Origin of the sequence: Acidovorax bellezanensis, from assembly GCF_025421555.1 — a bacterium.
Lineage (GTDB): Bacteria > Pseudomonadota > Gammaproteobacteria > Burkholderiales > Burkholderiaceae_C > Comamonas > Comamonas bellezanensis.
On the sequence record NZ_JAODYH010000003.1, the window covers coordinates 475,778 to 499,325 of the forward strand.

The 23,548-nt window shown below is 61.1% G+C and carries 20 protein-coding genes and 1 tRNA gene; 9 read left to right on the top strand and 12 right to left on the bottom strand.

All coding sequences use genetic code 11. The annotated features are described in order from the left end of the window. Nucleotides 1-7 precede the first annotated feature (7 nt). Complete coding sequence (locus N0K08_RS05770; protein ID WP_261499119.1) at nucleotides 8-511, top strand: tRNA (cytidine(34)-2'-O)-methyltransferase; 504 nt, start codon at nucleotides 8-10, stop codon at nucleotides 509-511. On the opposite strand, the gene N0K08_RS05775 is transcribed toward N0K08_RS05770, so the two are convergent. After that, a complete protein-coding gene (locus tag N0K08_RS05775) occupies nucleotides 493-957 on the bottom strand; it encodes a MaoC family dehydratase (protein WP_261499120.1) in 465 nt (154 codons plus the stop codon). The genes N0K08_RS05770 and N0K08_RS05775 overlap by 19 nt on opposite strands. Before the next feature lie 73 nt (nucleotides 958-1,030). After that, nucleotides 1,031-1,666 (bottom strand): LysE family translocator, encoded by a 636-nt coding sequence (locus N0K08_RS05780; protein ID WP_261499121.1) that lies wholly within the window; start codon nucleotides 1,664-1,666, stop codon nucleotides 1,031-1,033. Between the two features lie 132 nt (nucleotides 1,667-1,798). Between N0K08_RS05780 and N0K08_RS05785 the strand changes: the two genes are divergently transcribed. Then, complete coding sequence (locus tag N0K08_RS05785) at nucleotides 1,799-2,233, top strand: DUF1841 family protein (RefSeq protein ID WP_261499122.1); 435 nt, start codon at nucleotides 1,799-1,801, stop codon at nucleotides 2,231-2,233. Between the two features lie 136 nt (nucleotides 2,234-2,369). On the opposite strand, the gene N0K08_RS05790 is transcribed toward N0K08_RS05785, so the two are convergent. Further along, nucleotides 2,370-3,035 carry a c-type cytochrome gene (locus N0K08_RS05790; RefSeq protein ID WP_261499123.1) on the bottom strand — a complete coding sequence of 222 codons (666 nt, stop codon included), beginning with the start codon at nucleotides 3,033-3,035 and terminating at the stop codon, nucleotides 2,370-2,372. 113 nt (nucleotides 3,036-3,148) lie between these two features. Here N0K08_RS05790 and N0K08_RS05795 point away from each other — a divergent pair, with 113 nt between their 5' ends. The 7 genes from N0K08_RS05795 (at nucleotide 3,149) to N0K08_RS05825 (ending at nucleotide 12,161) form a co-directional block, all read left to right on the top strand. Continuing rightward, a complete protein-coding gene (locus tag N0K08_RS05795) occupies nucleotides 3,149-3,991 on the top strand; it encodes an AAA family ATPase (protein WP_261499124.1) in 843 nt (280 codons plus the stop codon). 20 nt (nucleotides 3,992-4,011) lie between these two features. Beyond that, complete coding sequence (locus N0K08_RS05800; RefSeq protein WP_261499126.1) at nucleotides 4,012-4,242, top strand: hypothetical protein; 231 nt, start codon at nucleotides 4,012-4,014, stop codon at nucleotides 4,240-4,242. After that, on the top strand, nucleotides 4,239-4,880 hold the full coding sequence (locus N0K08_RS05805; protein WP_261499127.1) for a GNAT family N-acetyltransferase: 642 nt from the start codon (nucleotides 4,239-4,241) through the stop codon (nucleotides 4,878-4,880). Before N0K08_RS05800 ends, N0K08_RS05805 begins: the two co-directional genes overlap by 4 nt. Then, nucleotides 4,874-6,061: a vWA domain-containing protein gene (locus N0K08_RS05810; RefSeq protein ID WP_261499128.1), complete on the top strand. Its 1,188-nt coding sequence runs from the start codon at nucleotides 4,874-4,876 to the stop codon at nucleotides 6,059-6,061. Before N0K08_RS05805 ends, N0K08_RS05810 begins: the two co-directional genes overlap by 7 nt. A gap of 4 nt (nucleotides 6,062-6,065) precedes the next feature. Next, a complete protein-coding gene (locus tag N0K08_RS05815) occupies nucleotides 6,066-7,943 on the top strand; it encodes an autotransporter assembly complex protein TamA (protein WP_261499129.1) in 1,878 nt (625 codons plus the stop codon). 3 nt (nucleotides 7,944-7,946) lie between these two features. Then, nucleotides 7,947-12,017 carry a translocation/assembly module TamB domain-containing protein gene (locus N0K08_RS05820; protein ID WP_408642908.1) on the top strand — a complete coding sequence of 1,357 codons (4,071 nt, stop codon included), beginning with the start codon at nucleotides 7,947-7,949 and terminating at the stop codon, nucleotides 12,015-12,017. A gap of 69 nt (nucleotides 12,018-12,086) precedes the next feature. Then, nucleotides 12,087-12,161: transfer RNA gene (locus tag N0K08_RS05825), tRNA-Arg, on the top strand. Nucleotides 12,162-12,503: 342 nt separating this feature from the next. On the opposite strand, the gene N0K08_RS05830 is transcribed toward N0K08_RS05825, so the two are convergent. The 9 genes from N0K08_RS05830 to N0K08_RS05870 all read right to left on the bottom strand — a co-directional run bounded on the left by N0K08_RS05830 (nucleotide 12,504) and on the right by N0K08_RS05870 (nucleotide 22,033). Further along, nucleotides 12,504-12,761: a hypothetical protein gene (locus N0K08_RS05830; RefSeq protein WP_261499131.1), complete on the bottom strand. Its 258-nt coding sequence runs from the start codon at nucleotides 12,759-12,761 to the stop codon at nucleotides 12,504-12,506. Between the two features lie 301 nt (nucleotides 12,762-13,062). Next, nucleotides 13,063-16,047 (bottom strand): DUF927 domain-containing protein, encoded by a 2,985-nt coding sequence (locus N0K08_RS05835; protein ID WP_261499132.1) that lies wholly within the window; start codon nucleotides 16,045-16,047, stop codon nucleotides 13,063-13,065. After that, nucleotides 16,044-16,556, bottom strand: coding sequence for a hypothetical protein (locus tag N0K08_RS05840; RefSeq protein ID WP_261499133.1), 513 nt, complete (start codon nucleotides 16,554-16,556; stop codon nucleotides 16,044-16,046). Before N0K08_RS05840 ends, N0K08_RS05835 begins: the two co-directional genes overlap by 4 nt. After that, the gene (locus N0K08_RS05845) at nucleotides 16,549-16,785 is read right to left on the bottom strand and encodes a helix-turn-helix transcriptional regulator (protein WP_261499134.1); all 237 of its coding nucleotides are present in this window, start codon (nucleotides 16,783-16,785) and stop codon (nucleotides 16,549-16,551) included. Before N0K08_RS05845 ends, N0K08_RS05840 begins: the two co-directional genes overlap by 8 nt. 409 nt (nucleotides 16,786-17,194) lie before the next feature. Further along, a complete protein-coding gene (locus N0K08_RS05850; protein ID WP_261499136.1) occupies nucleotides 17,195-17,455 on the bottom strand; it encodes a hypothetical protein in 261 nt (86 codons plus the stop codon). After that, nucleotides 17,445-17,885 carry a hypothetical protein gene (locus N0K08_RS05855; protein WP_261499137.1) on the bottom strand — a complete coding sequence of 147 codons (441 nt, stop codon included), beginning with the start codon at nucleotides 17,883-17,885 and terminating at the stop codon, nucleotides 17,445-17,447. Before N0K08_RS05855 ends, N0K08_RS05850 begins: the two co-directional genes overlap by 11 nt. A gap of 3 nt (nucleotides 17,886-17,888) precedes the next feature. Then, nucleotides 17,889-18,095 carry a hypothetical protein gene (locus tag N0K08_RS05860; RefSeq protein WP_261499139.1) on the bottom strand — a complete coding sequence of 69 codons (207 nt, stop codon included), beginning with the start codon at nucleotides 18,093-18,095 and terminating at the stop codon, nucleotides 17,889-17,891. A 1,216-nt stretch (nucleotides 18,096-19,311) separates the two neighbouring features. Beyond that, nucleotides 19,312-20,406 (bottom strand): hypothetical protein, encoded by a 1,095-nt coding sequence (locus N0K08_RS05865; RefSeq protein WP_261499140.1) that lies wholly within the window; start codon nucleotides 20,404-20,406, stop codon nucleotides 19,312-19,314. Further along, on the bottom strand, nucleotides 20,396-22,033 hold the full coding sequence (locus N0K08_RS05870; protein ID WP_261499141.1) for a DUF3696 domain-containing protein: 1,638 nt from the start codon (nucleotides 22,031-22,033) through the stop codon (nucleotides 20,396-20,398). Before N0K08_RS05870 ends, N0K08_RS05865 begins: the two co-directional genes overlap by 11 nt. Nucleotides 22,034-23,548: the final 1,515 nt, after the last annotated feature.

Genomic DNA, 23,548 nt, shown 5'->3' on the forward strand with positions numbered 1-23,548 from the left:
GGAAGATATGTTTCACATCGTTCTGGTCGAACCCGAGATCCCCCCGAACACGGGCAATGTCATCCGCCTGGCCGCAAATACCGGCTGCACGCTACACCTGATAGAGCCGCTGGGCTTTTCCATGGAAGACCGGCTCATGCGCCGCGCCGGCCTGGACTATCACGAGTACACCCAGGTCAAACGCCACGCAGGCTGGACGGTTTTCCTGCGCGACGAGCAGCCGGACCCCGGCCGCATGTTTGCCATGACGTCGCACGGCAGCAGCCCCTTGCATTCGAACGTATTCCAGCCCGGCGACTGGCTGGTCTTCGGCTCGGAAACGCGCGGCCTGCCCTTGGCCTTGCGCGAAAGCTTCGCGCCCGCACAGCGCCTGCGCCTGCCCATGTTGCCCGGCCAGCGCAGCCTCAACCTATCGAACGCCGTGGCCGTGAGCGTCTTCGAAGCCTGGCGCCAGTCAGGTTTCGCTGGAGCGCTCGACACCAACCCGACGGATCAGGGCGCTGCCCCATAACTCCTGGTCACGGACTCGGCCACGCATACCGGCCGGTCGCTGCCTTCGCGCTCAATGCTCACAAGCCAAGTCATCTGCAGACCGTCGGGCTCCACACGCTCGGCTTCCTGCAGCGTCATGTGCGCGCGCAGGCGGCTGCCCACGGGTACGGGCGCGGTGAAGCGCACCCGGTTGAGGCCATAGTTCACGCCCATGCGCGTGCCGGCAATCTTGAAAGCGCTTTCAAAGAACTTCGGCAGCAGGGACAGCGTCAGGAAGCCGTGGGCGATAGGCGTGCCAAACGGCCCTTCGGCCGCGCGCTTCTCGTCCACATGGATCCATTGGTGGTCCCCCGTGGCTTCGGCGAACAGGTTGATCTGTTGCTGGGTGATCGTGAGCCAGTCGGTCACGGCCACTTCCTGACCAAGGCAGGACAGCACTTCGGAATAGGATTGAAAAGTACGCATCAGCCCACTGTAGGGGGCCGGGGCCGGCGCGCTTGTCTGGCGCGCGACAGGCTCGGGATGACCCCAGTCCGCGCTATACGGGCGCAGCGCGCTGCACGAAGAACAGGCCGCAGCCCACGGCCATCAGCAAGCCGCCGAATACCCGGTTCTGGATGCGCAGGGCCCGCGGGCTGCGCATCAGGCGGCGCAAGGCGCTGGCACTGGCGGCGTAGCCGTGCATCACGGTGGTGTCTATGGCCAGCATGGTCGCGGCCAGGATCAGCAGCTGCGGCCACAGCGGGCGGCTGGGCGTCATGAACTGCGGCAGCACCGCCACCATGAAGATGATGCCCTTGGGGTTGGTGGCATTGGTCAGAAAGCCGGTCAGCACGCGCCTGCGCAGGCTCAAAGCGGTGGCCGGCGCACTGTCTTCGGTCACCGGGCCGGTGCTGGAACGCCACTGCGACCAGCCCAGATAGATCAGGTAGACCGCGCCCACCACCTTGACCACGTTGAACGCCCACGGAGATGCCGCGAGCAGCGAACCCACGCCGACGCCGGCGACCACCAGCACCAGCAGCAGGCCCAGCTGCAGGCCCCATATGGTCGGACTCGCCTGGCGCAGGCCGTACAGCAGGCCGTGGCTCATGGACAGCACCGCACCGGAGCCGGGCGACACCGCGATGATCCATGCCGCGAAAAAAAAGGCCAGCCAGGTATTCAGATCCATGAGGCAAAGGGGTGTGAGTGCGCAGAATCGGTAATTTTAAAGTCTGCGCGCCAACCAGTGCCGGGCCGGGCCTAACCGGGCCGGGCCTGCTCGCACGCGGGTCGTGCCGCCCGTGATACGCTGCGCGCCATTATGTTCAACCCGTCCCAAGCCGATGTCCGGCGCTTTTTCTGCGGTGTGCGCGCCAAGATGCTCGCGCAGGCACCCATGGAAGCCATCGAAACCCTGGCCAGCCTCTGGATTGCCGAGCACCCCGAGTATTTTGCCGACCTGGCCGATGCCGACGCGGCCGTCGCACGCAATTACGACGAGACGCCAGACAAGACCAATCCCTTCTTGCACCTGTCCATGCACCTGTCGATCAGCGAGCAGTGCAGCATCGACCAGCCGCGCGGCATACGCCAGGCCGTGGAGTTGCTCACCCGCCGCCTTGACTCGCTGCACGAGGCCCACCACGCGGCCATGGAATGCCTGGGGCAGATGCTCTGGGAAAGCCAGCGCGCCGGGCGCCCGCCCGATGGCGATGGCTACATCGCCTGCGTGCAGCGCAGAGCAACGACTGACTGAGCTTCTTTGAAACTGGCGCGCCCCAGCAAGGGGGCAGCGAGGAAGGGCCGCCCCGCACCGAGGCTGCCATCCCCCTCCACCGTCGGTTGAGAGGGGGAAGACGGGGCGCGCCTAGCGCGAAGCGGCTCAGGGGGTGTCAGCGGAACTTCGATTGCGGCACGGTCTGCAGTTCGCCGTCCAGGCTGCCGATGTAGCCGGCGAGCGCCTTGAGTTCCTGGTGGTTGAACTGCTTGGCGATGCCGGCCATCACGCCGTTGCTGCGTCCCACCTGGGGGTTCTTGTCGATCGTGTAGGACTTGAGCGCCACGTACAGATAGTCGGAATGCTGGCCCGCGATCTTGGGGTAGCTGGCATCGATGGGCTTGGAGAAATTGTCGCCATGGCAGGAGACGCAGGCACCACGCTTGAGCAGCTCGGCCACTTGCACGCTGGGCTCGCGCGTCGGCTTGGCGGGAGCGGCTGCGCTGCCCGTCTTGACGTGGGTCGCGTAGTAAGCCGCGACATCGGCAATGTCCTGCTCCGTCAGCGAATCGGAAATGCTGCGCATGGTCGGGTGCTTGCGCTCGCCTTTTTGGTAGGCTTGCAGTGCAGCGGCCATATAGGCCGCGCCCTGACCAGAGATCTTGGGCACCTTGTGCACTTCGGGAAAACTGGCCTGGTAGCCTTCGATACCGTGGCAACCAATGCACATGGCAACTTTGGCTGCTCCTGCTTTTGCGTCACCCTGTACGGCCTGAGCCTGGGCCGTGCCGGTCACACAGGCGACAGCCAAGGCGAATATCGTGGTCAAAGTCTGATTCATTTTGCGAGCACAATCCTTTGGAAGTTCCGGCAGGTGCTTTGCCTTGTGGAGCGAAATGATTATAGGCAGCAACCACCTGGCCTCCCCATCAATACTTACGCTGATATACCGCCATGAAATTTCAAGGTTCACAAAATTACGTAGCAACGCCGGATCTGATGCTGGCGGTGAATGCGGCTTCCACCCTGCAACGCCCCCTGCTGGTCAAGGGCGAGCCCGGCACCGGCAAGACCATGCTGGCCGAGGAAGTGGCGCAGGCGCTGAACCTGCCACTGTTGCAGTGGCACATCAAATCCACCACCAAGGCCCAGCAAGGCCTGTATGAATACGACGCCGTGAGCCGCCTGCGCGACAGCCAGTTGGGCGATGAACGGGTAAAGGATATTCATAACTACATCATTAAGGGTGTGTTGTGGCAGGCATTTACTTCCGACCACCCCGTGGCATTACTGATTGACGAAATCGATAAAGCCGATATTGAATTCCCCAACGATTTGCTGCGCGAAATCGACCGGATGGAGTTTTACTGCTACGAAACCCGGGAAATGATCAAGGCGAAGCACCGCCCCCTGGTTTTCATTACGTCGAACAATGAAAAAGAGCTGCCCGACGCTTTCCTGCGCCGCTGCTTCTTCCACTACATCAAGTTCCCCGACGCCGACACCATGCGCCAGATCGTGGCCGTGCACTTCCCCACGCTGCATGGCGAACTGCTGGGCGCGGCCATGAAGACCTTCTACGACGTGCGCAACCTGCCCGGCCTGAAGAAAAAGCCCTCGACCAGCGAACTCATCGACTGGCTCAAGCTGCTGGTGGCCGAAGACATCCCGCTGGATGCGCTGCAAAGCGCCGACAACAAGATCTCGGTGCCGCCGCTGGTGGGCGCCCTGCTCAAGAACGAACAGGACGTGAGCCTGTTTGAAAAGCTGGTCAGCATGAACCAGCGCAACCGCTGACATTGGCACGAAAGACACACATGGCGACTGCACGACAACTGCTGGTGGAAGGCCTGTCCGATGCCGCCGGCTTCGTGGCCGGCGCCCTGCTCGGCTTCGGGCTGGGCAAACTGCTGGGCCTGGACCTGTTCGCTTCCGGCTACGGGCCGACCACGCTCGCCGCCATTGTGCTGATCGGTCTGCTCGGCGGCGCCGGTCTGCAGGCCGCTCGCCTGTGGCGCAGCGAGCGCAACAAAAAACACGAACCATGACCAGCGCCGCCGCCTTCACCGCGTCCGTCGTGCTGCAAGCCCATGGCGTGCGGCTCGAACCCCTGGGCATGGAGCATGAAGCCGGGCTGCGCGCGGCCGCGGCCGACGGCGAGCTGTGGAACCTGCGCATCACTTCGGTGCCTCGCCCCGAAGACACCGCGGCCTATATCGCCCATGCGCTGGAGATGCAGGCCCGCGGCGAGCGCCTGCCCTGGGCCGTGGTCGACGCAACCAGCGGCAGCGTGCTCGGCTGCACCAGCTACCACGACATCCTGCCCGCCGTGCGGCGCCTGGAGATCGGCTGGACCTGGTATGCGCGCAGCGTGCAGCGCAGCCATGTGAACACCGCCGCCAAGCTGCTGCTGATGCAGCATGCGTTCGACACCCTGGGCTGCCAGGTCGTGGGCTGGCGCACCGACCATCTCAACACTGCCAGCCAGCGCGCCATCGAGCGCCTGGGCGCGCACAAGGACGGCGTGCTGCGCGGCCATGCCCTGCGCCGCGACGGCAGCGTGCGCGACACCGTGATGTACAGCCTGCTCGCCGCCGAGTGGCCGCCCGTGCGCGCCCGCCTGCTTGAACGGCTGCAGCAGCCCTCCTCCCCCGGCCCCACAGGCCAGAGAACCATGCCATGCTGATTGACTTTTTCTACACTTTGCGCGCGGCCAAGCTGCCGGTCTCGGTCAAGGAATACCTGAGCCTGCTCGAAGCCTTGCAGGCCGGCGTGGTCGGGCCCAAAAGCGAGGACGGCTGGAGCCTGGACGACTTCTACCACCTGAGCCGCTGCGTGCTGGTCAAGGACGAGAAGCACTACGACAAGTTCGACCGCGCCTTCGCCGCCTATTTCAAGGGCGTGGAAATGGTCGCCGACCTGACCAAGGAACTGCCCCAGGAATGGCTGCGCAAGCTGCTCGAACGCGAGCTCAGCCCCGAGGAAAAGGCGGCCATCGAAGCCATGGGCTGGGACGAGCTGATGGAGACGCTCAAGAAGCGCCTGGAAGAGCAGAAAGAGCGCCACGAAGGCGGCAGCAAGTGGATCGGCACGGGCGGCACCAGCCCCTTCGGCCATGGCGGCCACAACCCGGCCGGCGTGCGCATCGGCGGGCCGGGGCGCAACAAGAGCGCGGTCAAGGTCTGGGAGCAGCGCGCCTATCGCGACTACGACGACCAGCAGGAACTGGGCACGCGCAACATCAAGGTGGCGCTGCGCCGCCTGCGCAAGTTCGCGCGCCTGGGCAACGAACTCGAGCTCGATCTGCCGGACACCATCCGCAGCACCGCCGCCAATGCCGGCTACCTGGACATCAAGATGGTTCCGGAGCGGCACAACAACGTCAAGGTGCTGCTGCTGATGGACGTGGGCGGCACCATGGACGAGCACATCAAGCGCGTCGAAGAGCTGTTCTCGGCCGTGAAAAGCGAGTTCAAGCACCTGGAGTTCTACTACTTCCACAACTGCGTCTATGACTACATGTGGAAGAACAACCGCCGCCGCTTCGCCGAGAAGTTCGACACCTGGGACATCATCCGCAAGTACAACAAGGACTACAAGCTGATCTTCGTGGGCGACGCGACCATGAGCCCCTACGAGATCCTGCAGCCCGGCGGCAGCGTGGAATACAACAACGAGGAGGCTGGAGCCGAGTGGCTGCAGCGCCTGACCCACGCCTTTCCGCGCTTCGCCTGGATCAACCCCGAACCGCAAGGCGTGTGGCAATACCGCCAGAGCATCAGCGTGATCCAGCAGTTGATGAGCGACCGCATGTACCCTTTATCACTCAAAGGCCTGGAAGACACCATCCGGCTGCTGTCAAAATAGGCCCATGCCCCAGCCCTCACCCGCACAAGCGCCGGCCCTCTGGTCGGCGTTTTTTTTGACCACGACGATGTTGCTGTCCGGTTGCAGTCTGCTGCCGTCCAAAGAAAAATCCCAGGATGCCCTGGCCGCCAGCAGCGCTTCCGGCGTCGCCAGCTTCGCCCTGGAAGTCCAGGCGCCCGATGACGTGCGCGAACTGCTGGAAAAGCACATGGAGCTGCAGCGCTTTCGCCAGCTGCCCGACCTCAAGCGCCGCGAGCTGTCACGCCTGCTGGGCGCCGCCGACGGCAACATCCGCAACCTGATCGGCACCCTGGGCTATTTCAGCCCGACGATTTCGCTGGAAATTCAGGACGCTGCCGAAGACGCGCCAGTGCCCTACACCGTGATCGTGCACGTCGATCCCGGCCCGCCGGCCCACGTGGAACGGTCGCAGGTGACGTTTTCCGGCCCCACGGCCGACGATGCCGCAGGCGCGGCGCAGCGCGCCCAGATACAGCAGCAGTGGCCGCTCGCGCCCGGCCAACGCTTTACCCAGGCCGCCTGGGGCAGCGCCAAGAGCCAGGGGCTGCGCAACCTGCACGCCCACCGCTACCCCACGGCGGCCATCGCCCACAGCCAGGCCGACATCGACGCCGACACGCAGACCGCCGAGCTGGAGGTGACCTATGCGCCCGGCCCGGCCTATACCTTCGGCCCGCTGCGCATAGACGGCGGCAAACGCTACGACACGCAGGGCACGAGCCGCATCGCGCGCCTGCCCGAAGGCCGGGAATACGCCCAGCAGGATTTGCTCGATGCCCAGCAGCGACTGGCCAGCAGCGGCTACTACGACTCGGTCTTCCTCACGCTGGACACCAGCGCCGCCCGGTCCGGCGACACCCACATCACCGCGCCGGTGATCGCCCAGGTGCGCGAAGCGCAGTTGCAAAAATGGGTGCTGGGCGTGGGCGCGAGCACCGACACCGGCCCTCGCCTGAGCGTGGACCACATCAACAACCGCCTGCCCGGCATCGGCTGGCGCGCGGTCACCAAGCTCCATGTCGACAGCAAGAACCCGCTGCTGTCGTCCAACTGGACCGCCTTGCCCGCGGAATCCGGCTGGGCCTGGTTTGCCGGCGCCAAGGCCGAGCGCGAGCAGACCGGCGACTTCGACACCACCAGCCTGCGACTGCGCACGGGCCGCATCCGCAGCGAAGACCACATCGACCGCAACTACTACCTGCAGTACGACTACGCGCGCCAGCAAGGCACGGATGCCCCGCCGTCGGCCTCGGCCATCACCGCCAACTACGGCTGGACCGGCCGCTACTTCGACAACCCGACGACACCCACATCCGGCTTCGGCTTTGCCTGGGAAGTCGGCGCCGGCACGACGCTGACGCCGGAGCGCGAGCCCTTCGGCCGGGTCTCGGCCCGTTGGCTCACGCTGATCGGGCTGGGCGAGCGCGACGCCATCACCCACCGCCGCGGCCGGCTGGCACTGCGTGCCGCGGGCGGCGCCGTGATCGCCCGCCAGGACGTGGAGATTCCCGTCACCCAGCTGTTCCTCACCGGCGGCGACACCACGGTGCGCGGCTACAGCTACCAATCCATCGGTGCGCGCACCAACAACGGCCAGGTCACGGGCGGGCGCTACATGGCTTCGGGCAGCGTCGAATGGCAGCGCCCCATCACCGTGCGCGGCAACACCAGCGACTGGGAAAACACGCTGTTCCTCGACGCCGGTACGGTCACCGACCACACCGACGCGCTGACCGTGCGCGCGGGCGTAGGCACCGGCATTCGCTGGCGCAGCCCCGTCGGCCCGGTCCAGGCCGATCTCGCCTATGGCGTTCAAACCCACCGCCTGCGCCTGCACTTGCGCCTGGGCTTTACTTTCTGATCCATGGCCGAGCCGACTGCATCCCCTTCCCCCTCTCCCGTGCCTGCCTCTACTCCTGCGGCCCGGACCCAACGCAGCCGCTGGCGGCGCGCCTGGCGCGCGCTGGCCGGCCTGCTGCTCAGCTTGCTGCTGGTGCTCGTTGTCGCACTGGGCGGCGCCTGGTGGTGGGCCGGCCAGGCCGACTCGCTGGCCACGCTGATCACCCGCGTCGCCCGCTGGCTGCCCGAAGGACAGTCGCTGGAAGCGCGCGACGTGTCCGGCACGCTGCGCCAGGGCGGCCACATCGGCTGGCTGCGCTGGCGCGGCCCCACGCTCACGGTGGAAGTCGAAAAAACCGACATCGCCTGGCGCCTGCAGCCGCTGCTGCGCCGCGAAGTGCAGGTGGGCGAGCTGCATGCCCAGCGCCTGGAAATCACCAGTACGCCCAATCCTGACGAGACCCCGACCGAGCCCTTGCAACAGCTGCGTCTGCCGCTGCGCATCCAGTTGCCCTTCCAGATCGACCAACTGGTCTGGAACGGCACGCCGCGCGCCGAGATCCAGCAGCTCCAGGGCAGCTACCGCTACGACGGCAGCCAGCACCACCTCGACGTGGACCGCCTGAACTGGGCCGACGGCAGTTACCGCGCCAAGCTGCAACTGCAGGGCGACGCGCCCATGGCACTGCAGGCCCAGCTGTCCGGCCGCCTGGAAGCACCCATTCCCGGCCAGGAGCGCCGCCAGACCGTGGAGGCCGAAGTCCAGATCAAGGGCACGCTGGCCACCGAAGCGGCCCGCCTGGAAATCACGGCCGACGCCAAGGCCCCCAGCGACAGCTCCGCCCAGGCCCCCAGCGCCCATGCCACGGCCGTCGTTCGGCCCTGGCTGGCGCAGCCGCTGGAATCGGCCCAGGCCACGTTCCAGCAATTCGACGTGGCCAGCTTCTGGCCCCAAGGACCTCGCACCCTGCTCGCCGGCAGCCTGCAGGCCGGCCCCGAAGCCGACGGCAGCTGGGCCCTGCAAACCCAGCTGCAAAACGCCCAGCCCGGCCCCTGGGACCAGCAGCACCTGCCCGTGGACAAGCTCCAGGCCCAGGCCCGCTATGCCGAAGGCATCTGGGAACTGCGCGACTCCCGCATCGACGTAGGCGCTGGCCATCTGGCCGTGCAAGGCCGCTTCACGCCCGCGACCCAGACCGTGGAAGGCCGCGCCGACGTGGAACAGCTCAACCCGGCCGACCTGTTCAGCACGCTGGACGCCGCCCCGCTGAGCGGCCATCTGCAGGCCACGGCCGGCGAAGACCAGCGCGTGGCTTTTGTCGCCGCACTGCAGGCCGCGCGCCGCACGGCCGGCAAGCCCGCACCGCTGGGCCTGCAAAGCCTGGCCGCCAAGGGCGAGTGGCAGGCGCCCTGGCTGCGCTTGAGCGAGCTCAATGTCCAGGCGCTGCAAGCCAGCCTGCGCAGCAACCGGCTGGAAGTCGACACCAAAACCATGCTGGTCACGGCCCGTGCCCAGGCCCAGGTGCCTGGCGGCAAGCTCGATGTCGACGGCCGACTGGGCCGCGACGAAGGCGCGGGCAAGGCCGATCTGTCCATCGCCTCGGCCCCGGCCCTGCTGCAATGGCTGCGCAGCCTGCCCGCCATGGCCGACCCACTGCCCGGCGCCAGCCTCGAAGGCCAGGGCCAGCTCGCGCTGCAATGGCAAGGCGGCTGGGGCCGGTTGCTGCAGCGCTTGCAGGCGCCCGCGGGGCAATTGCCCGCCGCCGCCTCGGGCCTGCAACTCCAGGCCCAGCTGACCGTACCCACCCTGCGCTATCTGCCCCAGGGCGACACGGCCAGCGCCCTGTCGCTGCAAGGGCTCAATCTCCAGCTCAAGGGCACGCCCGAGCAGGCGCAGATCCAGCTCCAGGGCAAGGGCCAGCAAGGCGAGCAAAGCCTGCAGCTGAACACCGCCCTGCAGGCCGGCCTGTCCACGCTGCGCAGCGGCGCCGCCACCGACTGGCAGGCACGCATCGCCAGCCTGCAGGCCCAGATCGAACTGGGCAAGCAATTCCCCGGCCCCTGGGCGCTGCAACTGCAGTCGCCCCTGACGCTGGGCCAGAGCAGCCCCGGCCAGACCGTGCGCAGCACGCAGTTCCAGGCCGGCGCCAGCGCCTTGACCGTGACACCGCCCGCGCCCTACCAGGGCCAGGCCCGCATCGAATGGCAGGCCACCACCGCGCGCGCCCTGCCCAAGGGCCAATGGGGCCTGCAGACCCAGGGCAAGCTGCTGTCCGTGCCCCTGGCCTGGGTCGATGCCCTGGGCGTCAAAGGCCAGGACGGGCCATTGACCAAGGCCGGCATAGGCGGCGACCTGCGGCTCAACGGCGACTGGAACCTGGACACCACCGGCCCCAAGCTGCAGGCCAGCGCCACGCTGGAACGCGCCGACGGCGACATCCGCATCGCCATCGATGACGGCAACACCACCACCATCGTGCGCAGCAGCGGCCCTTCGGCCGACAAGGCCGACGGCGCCCCTCGCCCCCGCGCCCTGACCGCGCGCAGCGCCGGCATGCGCGCCCGCATCAAGCAGGCCCAGCTGCGCCTGCAAGCCCAGGGCGACGAAGTCGTGGCCCAGCTCGACTGGGACAGCGAACGCGCGGGCAGCGCCCGGGCCCAGCTCAGCAGCCGCATGGCACGCAGCGACGACGGCTGGACCTGGCCCGAAGACGCGCCGCTGGCCGGCAAGATCACGGCCCAGATGCCCGACGTCGGCATCTGGTCGCTGTTCGCACCGCCAGGCTGGCGCGCCTCGGGCAACTTCAACGCCGACGCCACGCTGTCGGGCAGCCGCCTCGATCCGCGCTGGCAAGGCACGCTGCAAGCCAACCACCTGGGCATCACTTCGCTGCTCGATGGCGTGGATCTGAAAAACGGCCACCTCAAGGGCAGCTTCGGCGGCAACCAGCTCAACATCACCGAGCTCAGATTCGAAGGCGGCCAAGGCAGCAGCGCGCGCATTCTGGGCTATAGCGGCAACCTCACGGCCGCTCCGACCGACGGCGGCGAACTGCTGGGCACGGGCAGCATCCGCTGGGACAAGGCCGGCCAGGGCGAAGGCTCGGGCCTGCACATGCAGTTCGACGCCGAAGCCCGCAAGCTGCAGGTACTGGTGCGCGCCGACCGCCAGCTCAGCGTGTCCGGCAACCTGCAGGCCAAGCTCGACCAGGGCCAGTGGGTGCTGCGCGGCAAGCTGGTTACCGACCGCGCCGCCATCCTGCTGCCCGAAGACTCGGCCCCGTCACTAGACTCCGACGTGGTCGTGCGCTCGGCCGCATCGCGCAAGGCGCAGCAGGAAGCCCAGGCCCGTCAGGCCAGCGCCCAGGCCCAGACCGCCAAGCCGCCGGACATCGCCGTGACCCTGGACCTGGGCCGCGACTTCGCCCTGCAAGGCTTCGGCATCACCACCCGGCTGGTCGGCCAGCTCGACGTGCTCGGCCCCCTGCTGCCGGGCGGGCCGCCGCGCATCACCGGCGAAGTGCGCACCGAGCAGGGCCGCTACCGCGCCTGGGGCCAGTCGCTGGACGTGGAAACCGGCATCGTGCGTTTCAACGGGAGCTACGACAACCCCTCGCTGGACATTCTGGCCATACGCCCGAACATCACCGTGCGCGCCGGCGTGCAGGTCACGGGATCGGCCAGCGACCCGCGCGTGCGCCTGTACTCCGACCCGGAAATGCCCGACGCCGAAAAGCTCTCCTGGGTGGTGATGGGCCGCGACCCGTCCGCGGGCGGCGCCGAAGCCGCGCTGCTGCAGCAGGCCGCCCTGGCCCTGCTCAGCGGCGGCGGCTCCAGCGAGAACTTCGCCGGCCGCGTGGGCCTGGACGAAATCGGCTTCAAGGGCCCGAGCAGCAGCGACAGCACCGCCGAAGGCGCCGCGCTGACGCTGGGCAAGCGCCTGTCCAAGGACTTGTACGTCACCTACGAACAAAGTCTGTCGGGCGCCATGGGCACGCTGTACATCTTCTACGACCTGTCGCGCCGCCTCACGCTGCGCGGCCAGACGGGAGAGAAAAGCGCCATCGACTTGATCTACACGGTGCGCAAGGATTGAGCGCGCAGCGCCCGGATGCCGGCTTGTGTCGGTTTCGCGGCGCTGCACCCGCTTACAATAACGCCGCGTCTCCTCATAGTTCAATGGATAGAACGAGTGCCTCCTAAGCGCTAGATGCAGGTTCGATTCCTGCTGAGGGGACCATATTCAAGGCCGCAAGCGTTCGTATGCTTCCGGCCTTTTTCTTTTTCCCCTCTGAAACGCTCGCTTGATAGTCCACAGAGGTGCATTGAAGTGTGCCGCAATCCGGGGGCATCTGGGGGCACATTAGGGGGCATAAATTTCAAAAGTGGGGGCACATGCAAAAAACCGGCTTGTGGACAGCCTCGGTTCGCCTCGCTGCCCCCTGCCCTGCTGCCTCGCCCACCTTCACTTAACCCCCTTAGGGAGCCCGCAGAACAGCGCGGCAAGGCCGCTCGAATTACCCGCATTCAAGGCCCCTCAGGAGGACCCGACATGGGGGGGGTACCCCGGTGCTCGCATGCATCACCCATTCCAGAATGGCATAGCATGACACCAGCTCAGCCCGACACCCTGCGCACCTTCTTTCGGGTATTGACCTTTTTTCTTGGAAACATTGGGAACAAACCCCAAAAAGCCATGCAACTTATTGTCACCACTGAGTAATTTTGTTCCCAAAACGCCTTGGGAACAGTCGTTTTCTCTTGGGAACATTGGGAACAAAACAGCCTGCAATGTCGATTTACGCTCAGGTTTCAGACAATCTAGTGCAATGCCGGCCATGCCACCCTGCTTTCTTGGTGCTGCGATCCATTACGACAGTTTGCGCACAAACAGCTCAACTATGCCAGCGCGGAATATATTCCCGCCGCGCGCCCCTCCCGGCGCGCACCGTCAACCTTCTACGGGCTGTACGGGCTAGACAGGGCCAAGCCATAGCAAGCACGACCACACAGACCCCCATCACACGCCGGACAGCAAAAAGCCCAGGGCTTTGACACCTTGGGCTTTGGTGAGGGTGGCAATATGCCCCCAGCGTCTCCCCATGTGCCCCCATCCATGGGGGCACATATCGGGCGACTGGCTACACATCCAGCTCCATGATGGCGGGTGTGATGTGATAGCACCAGGAGAGGCCAAGGCCAGGTAATCGGTGCTTTGCGTCGTACTCTCGGTCCTTACTGGGCTTGAGGCAACCATGGGCCAGCAACACTTTGCAAACGGCCTTGTGATCGAAGCCGCGGCATATCTCGGTGCGGAACACTTCGGGCAGCAAAAAATACTCCAGACACACGCGCTCACCTTCGGTGGGCGGCATGCGCTCCCCATACTCCCGCTGGTGCTCTGCATCGTTTTTGATGGGCTTGCCATCCTCGCCCACCATGCGCCGGAAGCCGGCCCGCTGCAGTGTCTTGGCATTGTGGTCATCGGCTGCACGGTGCCACCAAGTGAAGCGCCCTTCCCCATGGGCCTCAAAGAAGCCGCGCACCTGGCGCAGCATGGCCGCCACCTCACCATTACCAGCACCGCCACGGGCTGCCAGCCAGGCGTCAAAGCAGGCTTTAGCCCCTGCTTCACTCTCGCCCTCATTCCAGCCCGTCAGCCCCGCCTCAGTCGCCAGCGCACCGGCCACGCCCACCAGCGCAAAACGTGCCGCCACGCGGGCCACCTGACCGCTAGCACCATTCGGCACCCAGGTGCTGGCCAGAATGCCCACTGCGTTGCGCACACGCTTGGCCAGCGCATCGGCATTGGCCGTCGCCCATTCCAGAAATGCCCGGCCTACCGCCCCATGACAAAGCTGTGCCTCACGCGCCAAATGGGTCGAGAAAGCCGCGCCATCAGGCAAGCCATGCAGGCGCTCAAACGCCCCCATGCCGGCGCCAGCATCGGCGGGGATGTCTGCCATCCGCACCTCTTGCCCGGTACGCGTGCGCTTGCCGCCCTCGGCCATGTGATCAGCCAGCCCCAGCTCCCCAGCACTCAGGAACAGCAAGCGCCAAGACAGGCGTGCCCGTGCAGCACCGTTGCGGGTAGCGCGTGCCTTGCTCTGTTCGTTAGCGAGCATGTAAGCGCACTCGCCCGCCACCTTGCCCTCAACCTGCGCCAGCTCATCCAGAATCAGGAGGCTGTCGCAGTGCTGGGCCGCAATCGCCTCCAAGGCGTTGTCCGTGGTGCGCCAGCGCTGCATAAAGCTGGGACCACCGTACACACTGGCCGCCAACCGCAGCGCCGTGGTCTTACCGCTCGAACTATCGCCCCGCAGATGAAACCCGCCGCTCTCCATGCCTGCAGGCCGCAACAGCGGCCCAGCAAAGGCGCTGGCTACAGCGAACACCAGGCGGCTATTGCCAACGCACAGGCGGCCCACGCGATCCCTCCACTCATCCGCATCACGCTTGATGCGGAAGGTGTTTTCCATTTGGTTGTCCGACTGGAACACGATGCGCTCGGCATCGTCGCCAATGGTTTCATGGGGCAGTACGAAGGCCTTGCCATGCCAGCCAATACGATCAGTGCAACTGGCAAACTCAGGCGGCTTGCGCGTCTGGATGTACTCGGTCAGCCGGTTGCGAGCCGCTGGCGCCGTGGCAATGCGCAGGCCCATGTTCAGCAGCAGGGCGCGGTACTCGCCGCCGTCGCCGCTCAACATGCGCGCCGGCATGGCCCACTGCTTGGGCACGCCCAGCGGATCGGCAAAGGTCAGTAGGTAGCCCCAGCCCGCGCCCTCTTGGTTGCGCGTCAGCGCTTCGACCTGCAGCGGCGAGCACAACCACATCGGCCGTGCCGGGTTGCCATCGCGGTCGCGGCCATGAAACCACACGCCCCCGTCATCCAACGTGAATGGGTCATCCCATTCGGGTACGTCATCCTGCCCGCTGGCGCTGCCCTTGCTGCGGCCCCCGCCCCCATTGCCGTCACCGCTGCCACCCTGGCCACCAGCACTATCAGCAGGCGGGCCACCAGCGCCAGCAGGGCTGCTCGCATCGGTATCGGCATCCGTCGCCGGCCCCTTGGCATGCAGGGCCTCGGCTGGCGCTGCTTGCAGCCCCGCAATGACCTGCTGCACGCACGTTCGCACAGCATCCAGGCCGTGGGCTTGGTGCATGTCATTGAAATCGCTGGAGCCCTCGGGCAGCGCAGAGGGGAACACCGCCGCACCTTGCACGGCATGCGCAGCAGCCTCGGCCTTGATGCGCCCGGGGTTGCGGCCCGTACGCTCTTGCGTGGCCGCATCATCATCGCCGCACACCACCAGGACCGCAGCGGGCAGCGACTGGCGCAAAGCCTTGGCTACGCCCAACAGGTTGCCCGCATCAAAGGCCACAACCACCGGCAGACCCATGGCCATGTGCAGGCTGGCGGCCGTGGCGTAACCCTCGGCAATCAGCACCAGGGAAGCGCCACCCAGGCTGCCCAGCACATGCCACAGCCCGGACTTGCGCCCTCCCTTCAGGAACAGCTTGGACGCCCCACCGCTCGCAGGTGCGGCGGGCGCAATGCGCTGCACGTTCCACAACCGCCCGCCCCCGTCACGCACCGGAACCAGTAGCCAGCCATCAGGCGTGTAACGCACGCCAACCCCCTGCACGCCCTTGCGGTGCAGATAGGGGCAGTCGCCCATGTCGCTGGCCCTATCCCAAAGGGCCACCGCTTCGTCAGCCGCCGCCTCATGCTCGGCCTGGATACGCACCTGTTCGACCTGCTGCGCTTGCTGGCGCTGGGCGCGTTGCTGGGCCTGCTGTTGCAGCTCTGCCGCACTAGGCTTATGGGCTGCACCACCCTGGCGGGGCAATTTGAAGCCATGCTGCTTCGCCAAATACAGCAGAGTGGACACGCCGACTCCACCACCTTCCCGAATGCTGCGCCAGGTACTGCGCGCAGCGCCAGCATCGAAGGTGCCACCACCGCCCGCACTCCAGTCACTGAAAAGCTGCAGACCCGTGTCGTCGGGGTACTCGCTCTTGATGGCCATGCCCACGCGCGCCCATTCATCACGGGGCAGATTGGACGGCACAAAGCTCAAGGCATTGCGCAACAGGTCGGGGGTAATGGTGGTCTGTGTCATTGAATACGAGGCTCCAGGTCACGCCGATTCAACGGGCAAAAGTCCGTCTGCAGCAACGCCGGGCGGCCCGACTGAGACTTGGCCAGGACTTCGCCTGTCTTGAAATTAAAAATGGTCAGCACGCCCCAGGCGTCGAACACCAAACGGCATGGCGCGCTTTGTGGCGGCACGAACCTCAGCGCCAACAGCGAAGCAGCCTTACGGTCGCCCCGCAGGAATGCCGTTTCATGCGGCATGGATTGCTCCATGTAGCTAGCGCGCGCTTCCTTCACAACACGTCCCGTTCGCGGCTCCTGCAACATGAGCACGCCAGGCCAAGCAAAAAGCACGTTCATGGTGGGCTGGCCTGGCCTGCACCACCGCTTGCTAAAGATCACGCCGTCGGGCGCGGTGCAATGCGCCTGCATATGCTCTGCTGCTCGACGCAGCCGCGATTGCGCCGCCTCGGCTGCGGCGTGCCTCGCTTTGCCTACAGGCAACGCTTCAGACGGGGACAAAGGCTCATGCATGGCAATTTCCCTCCCCCTCGCGCGTGACACCCTGAATACGGTCTTGAACCCACCTCTGCACAGCCACCTCAGACCATGCAACCATGCGCGAGGACAGCCGTACTGGTCGCGGAAATGAACCGTCTTTCAACAGCTTGTAGATGGTGGATTTTTTGCAGCCGGTCGCGCTTTCCACTTCCGGCAGGCGGATCAAACGGTCACGTCCGTGGGGGTCTTGTCGTGTTTGCATGTGCATGAACTCCTATGTGTCTCAGTGGAAATAAAAGGAGCATCCAAGAAGCGCTGTCTCATTTCCAGGAAAACTGAGACGATCTTTCGTGCGTAGCGCATTCCGCGAACTTCCTTGGATGTATGCACACATGGTCATCAGGAAGCAGTCCTGTTTCTAGGGAAGAAACAGGACTATTGGGATTGCACGGGCACGACAGCGCACGTCACTGGATGCAATCGCACATGTTCTGCATAAGGCTGTCCCATTTCTAGGGAAGAAATGGGACTGTTTGCAGTGCATATCCGTTGCTGCGCACTTCGTTGGATGCATACGCACATGGTCATCAGAAGCCTGTCTAGTTTCTAGGGAACAAACTAGACTTTTTGAGCGTCTATAAGACTTTTCTGGCAACACGAATCTGCACAGGTCACGCACAACCACCACCACGATTGATGACGCCCCACAAGTCAGCCGTGGTGCGGGTCTGGTCCTTGTCCAGCGCCGACATAGCTACGCTGTTCAGATCAAAGATGCGCAGCACCAGGGAGCGCAGAAACATGTATTCCGGCTCCGTCGGCAGGTTGTCATTCAGGTGCATCGCAATGGACTCAACCTCATAGGTGCACCGCAACGCTGCACCCAGGCGCTCGGCCTGCTGCTCACTGGAGAAGGTCGCTTTATTGGCCATGGCGACGCTCCTGCAAGTCCACAAACTCCACGGCCGGCGCGAGCACTTCAAACAACTTCTGCACGGACTCCAGACAGCGGAAATAGTAGGAGTCGGGACGGCTGAAGACACGCACGCTCAGATTGACCACTGAAGCGGCCGCGTACCACTCAATCTCAAATGCACCCCGTTCAGCCGGAAGGTTGGCGCGCATGCGCTTGATGCGCTCCAGGGTCAGCTCCATGGCAAAGCTCACATCCACATCCACGTCGGATTGCCCCCAATCCGGGTCACTGAAGATTGCGCCATCTAGTCGCTCCAGTGAGTCCTGGGCAAAGACCAAAGCGGTCTGCATGGTCTGCCGCCAAGTGGGCAAAGCAATGGGGCCAGCCTGTTTTTGGCAAGGCTTCGCCTGCACTACCGCGCGGGCAGTGTTTTTCTTGATTGCCATGGTTCAGCCCTCCTGCGCCAGCGGCAGACCACGCAAGGCGGCCAGGGCTTGGACGGCCTTGCGGCGTGCGGCACCGGTGTTGGCCTGCGGCTGGCGCAGGTAGAACAAGGCCATATTCAGCGCGTTGTGCGCATCGGCATGCAGTTGTATCGGGCCGAGGGTGCCCATAGTGGGCAATGCGGGCGCAAGTGCGCGAGGAGTAGCAGCCATAGTGGCCTCCAAGTGGTTCGGTTTGCTAAAACCACCACCTCCCACGCCAATGGAAGGCGGCAGCTCGGATAGGTTGGCGTACCGGGAACCACTTGCGTGAACCGGCAGAGCTTGCGCTCTCCCATCCGAGCCACCATAAACTGAAGGCACGAATTCAAAAGCCGCAGGTACTGCGGGTGTACTGCGGCTTGTCTCGCAGTGGTTCGTCGGGACGCCAATCCCGTTCACGCCTTTTTCTGACGCGACGGGAGAACTGTAGCACGGCAGTTGGCCAAATGTGAAGTTTTGACAGGTTTTGCGCCTCAACTCACCCACCGTTTCCACCAAGTGCAGGCTGACAGAAGACCTCAAGCGGGAGGCTAGGCTTGGCTAGGTGACCACCACTGTCGGTAATTCCCACCTGTCTGCGTTTGCCGCAGAAAAATTAACACGCATCCAATCGAAGTGGATCACTGCTAGCGATCATCGTGATCAGGTCGGCTGCGTGCATATTCCGGTCTTATGACCAGTCTTTCCATTGCTTCGCGACTACCCATCCAGGCAACCCGGCCTATCGGAATCGACTAGTTGCGGCGTTAAAAAATCACACTGTCTATAACCGCTGTGGCGCGCCTTCTGCCCTCTAGAATCAATTTTGTATTTACCGACAGCGACCATCTAGCTGTCGCTAGGCTTAGCTGTTTAACCTTATTGTGCGAAAAAAATAATGGCAGCGAGTGGGTGCAGGAGCGCCAGTTGGTGTTGTCCGCCCCGCACACCAACTGCGTGACCTACTGGTGACCGTACCATCATGAATGGAACGATCGGGGCGCAGTCACGGTCGAATCAGTGGCGATTATAGCCATGATAGGCGGCTACGGAAAATATTATCCATCCATCATCACGGCCGCCAAACAAATATGGTGACCGCGCAGGATTGGCGGACCAGTCCACGCTTTCGGATACCCCACACTGCCCATCATAATACGGGGCTATGCGTGCACAGCACGCTCAACAAAGCGAAATGGCGCAGATTATCATTTAGAGCGACCAATACCATTCATTGCTTTTCTTTGTCATGCTATTCGCACTGCCTGTGTGCTCGCCTTAGTCTCAACCGAAAATCTTAGATCTTTCGGGTGATTTTAGCCGCTCTTATATGGGTGCGACTACGTTGCAGGCCTCCAAGAAAAAGTCGCGCTTACCGGCATGGAGAACGCGACCTCGCCAGACGCAACTAAGTTCGTGATCGAGGTATTGCCACCCCCCAATCGAAGACTACTTTCCCAACCTCTAGCCATTGATCTGCATTTGCAGACGTTTTCATTCTTTCATATTGTTTTTGCCCGCTTATTTTCCTGCAATGCTCTAGAAATTTTTCGGCAATTCTTTCGCCTAAAGATTCAATCATAAAGCATTCACATTTCTCATTACAGCCATTTCCGCATCCATTTATTGGTGGATTTTTCGACCCCAAGAAATCCGTCCAGAATCTAGCCTTATCTTTATTCCCATGAGCATCTCCCGCCCAAAGAAATTTAGTGCCTTTTTTCAAATCGCAATAAAGAAGCGCATCTGGACTATTTTCAGTACCACCCTTTACTTTGGAAAATCTCTCATGCAATTCAACACATCCATCATCATTAAATATTGCGTCTTCAACAATATTTACCGGAAGAATATTTTCCAACTCACGCGCAGGAACGTCGATATGGTCTGCAATCCATCTTCGCTCACCTGCCAAAGCCTTACAGCTTTTACTCGCATCATTAGATTCAGCAGAAGGATAATCCTTATCTGTATCTGTTACAGATAAGCAAAAAGTCTCCTTGCGATCTACAAACCTGAGGAAAGCAGGGTATATTTGATTCCCACCACCACCTATAGGCGTCAAATTGGTAATCAACCCATTAATTTTATTATGCCGCCTATAATGCTCGGCCGCAATCAAATATATATCCGCATCAGACAGGTTCTCCGCCAACAAAGTACAGGTAGATATTGGATTATTCTCCAAAGCAGAAAGCGGCAGCTCCCACAATCCAGCATCATTAAAAGACAACTCTCGATCACTAGAGACAACAATTATCTTAATTTTTATAAAATCCCTCAAAGAGGCATACTCAGACAATCTGTTTTTTATTCTCAAACATACCGACTTAGCGGCCTGGCTAAGTTGCTGCGCACATATCCACTCGAGAGTTCTTTTTTTCGCGTAGAGAGAATTTTTTCCATGAAACACTGACAAAGCAATTGCTTCCAGTGCAGCACATTGTGATGCGGTTGCCGTCGGATATAAATCAACCAAGGATTCATCAATTTCAAGCCACATTGGTTTCCCCTGGTTCAAAGAAGCCAAATGGCCAGTTCTGCAGCACACCCTCCTCGTCAAAAGTCGATATTCTTACACTTGTAGACTTCTGCTCAGATTCGCTCGGTTCAAAGAGAAGAATAGTCACGTCTTCAGGTGAGATCATCTTTTCTTCGACGAGCCTTCCCAGCCTATTAACTATATGCTGACTATGCGTTTCTATTATTAAAGATGTTTTCCCATTAATGCCATTATTGTTTTTAACAGCAGCCACAAAAACATCAGCCAATCTAGCTTGATACTCCGGATGAAGATGTAGCTCAGGCTGCTCAATTACCACGGCAGATGAAGATCCTAAATCTTTATGGCGGCCATTGATTGCCCAAAGCTGAGCAGCAATAGGAAGAACCTGGGATATTCCGACACCCATATCTGTAATATTAAATGGCTTATCATCATTTTCACCTTTGGCCATCACCTTTATCTGCTCCCCCTCTCTCTCAGGAAAAACATCAATTTTTAGGCTTCTTGATATCCACTCACGAAAACTAAGCTGTGCTTTATGACTTAGACTATCTAAAAATACTGGAAGATTTCGGCCTTCCGGATCTATTTCATGTATAGCCAAGTCCTGACGGCGGTAATATCTCTCCGCAGTTGCACGCAATGGTTTTATATACCTAACAGATGAAAAGTACCTTTTCAATGCGCCATCTATTTTTTCAATAATTTCAGGGAAAACTCCTTCAATTATGGAACTCTGAAAAGATTTACAGTAAAGCCCTTTACTATAATCACCATAATATGACAGATCACGCCATGAATTTGGCCCGTCAATCTCTGCCACTGATTTCGCAATTTTATCAACAGATCCAAGTCTTATTTGCGATGCGATTTTTCGAATTGTATTACTACTCACATTTCCATGAACCCAATGACTAACTTTACCAACTATGCTAGATTTCCATGGATTTCTGGCCACAACATAGAAAGGCTCAGATTCTCCGTTTGAATTATTTCTATGCTCCAGCTTCCCGAAGAAAACATTAGGAAGGACATCGCCTTGCCAGGGAAAGGCCTTATACCCGGAAGGCAAAGTGATTTTTTTATCATTTACATAAACACTTTCAATACCTAGAACATCGTTTGATTCTGAAAATATCACTCTAAAATTGAAGTCTTCAATTTCAATAAATAGGGATTTTGGATATGCTGAATTATCAGAACCTCCAATGCATAGGCTAAGCTCAACAGTCGCTTCATTTACAATATAGTTGAGCCTACTCCCATCACTCAGCCAATAGTCTGGACGATCATTTTTTTCACCTACATGATCGCTTTCATCAAAATTTAATTTAAATTTAAATGAAAGTTCTTTTTCTCCTCTATGTACAGCTTGAGACAAAGATCCAAAGTCAACATATTCACCAAACCATAGAATTGGGGATTTTTTCTTTCTCTCTACGCTCTGCCTTATTAATGGGAATACTCTAGCAAATGTGCTCTTCCCAACACTATTTTTACCTATGAGGACAGTAATGGGGGATATTGGGGCTGAATCAATATTTTTCAAACTACGCAAATTTTTAAGACCTAGACTTTTAAGAATAGCCATTCCATCTCCAAATTTTGTTTCAACCCGCAACATATCACACTCCAAAGGGGGCTAAGCAAATATCTAAGAACTATTTTCCGGACTCTTCCAAAGATTCTCCAAAAATTACTTGATACTTCAAAAAATTCGCCCCATCAAAGCTAGCGCGAAACTTCGAACAACACATTCAGTAAGACCGACCCGATCTGGTTCACATGGTGTTGTGACATCTTCGCGCTGTGGCTCTGGCTGCGCCGCTTGGGCCGGAGCCATAGTGAAGTAGTCTCGCGGGGGAGGCTGCACGGCTTGCTCCAGCTGCAGCCATTTGTGCAGGGCCAGACACATGGCGGCGTGGCGTGCACGGCGTAGTTACTGCAGTTCAGGACTACAGCGCTTGACCAGAGGTACACAGGTCTTACACCGAGTATGTCGACCTGCCCTACAGTCCAATCCAAAGGCGAAGCCGAGCTGTACTCAGTATCGGCGCCAGCATTCACCAGATCGCCAAGATCGAACGGCTACAACCAACCCGAAACCGTAAGCCAAGATGATGCAGTGACCGACAGCTTCTGGCCGATAAGAGCAGAACAAGACGCGGCTAATGAACACCCAGGTGGGTGGCACATGACCGGACTCGGTGGTCAAGAACGTCAGGCTCCCCAGCACGACAGTGGAGATCCTTGGTTTGATGCTGTCGGCGCACTAATCGCGAGCATTTGATTCAGATGATCAATGTTGCCGGTGCAAGTACTCTTACCTCTCGACCTGACGCCAGCCACATATTGCACACGCATGCCTCACATCTCCGGTTGATTGCGCTGGCGTTGTACGCCTTCACTGGCCCCACTTCAGAGCGAGCTCATCTGACGCTACCCGGCATGACTGGGCCACCACCGCCTCTCGGCCACACCGACAAGCCCAAAAAATGGGGCACCCGTAGAAGCCATCGCAACCTCCGCTACGTGCCCTGACCCGGTGTTGAGCCAACATGAGCCGGCCTAGGCACTGCATCACTCGCCGTCAAGCGCTTTGCTGGGTCGGCCCACCGTATGACCACCCCACCAACGCACTCTCTCAACTGCACCCTCTTAACCCCATCGGCATACCCACCGCAGGCATCCGGACCGGCCGCAGGATGCGGGCGCCAAGGGAGCGCCCATCGCGCCGTTTTCCAGCGCAGTGCGTCACGGCCCACACTTCGCAGCGCCAGCCAGGGCACGACAACACGCTCGCCCATCCCAGCGCCAAGGCTCGGCACGCACCCAGACACCCAGCCCCGCCACCGCCATCACCTGGAGCCGCAACCGCCCCCGCCTGACCACTGAAACAACACAAGGAACAAGACAAAAGAGAGAAACACACTACATATTTCATATTAAGAAATATTCTTTATTTGTTCCCACTTTGTTCCCAGAATGTTCCCAACTTGTTCCCAAACAATTTGATAGCAGAAACACTATATTTATCAAAACTTTCTGGCCATTACGGCTTTCAGAAAACAGCGTGTTCCCATGTTCCCAAGAAAAACAATGTCCTGCGCCGGTTTATTGCATCGCCAGCGCCCTGCGA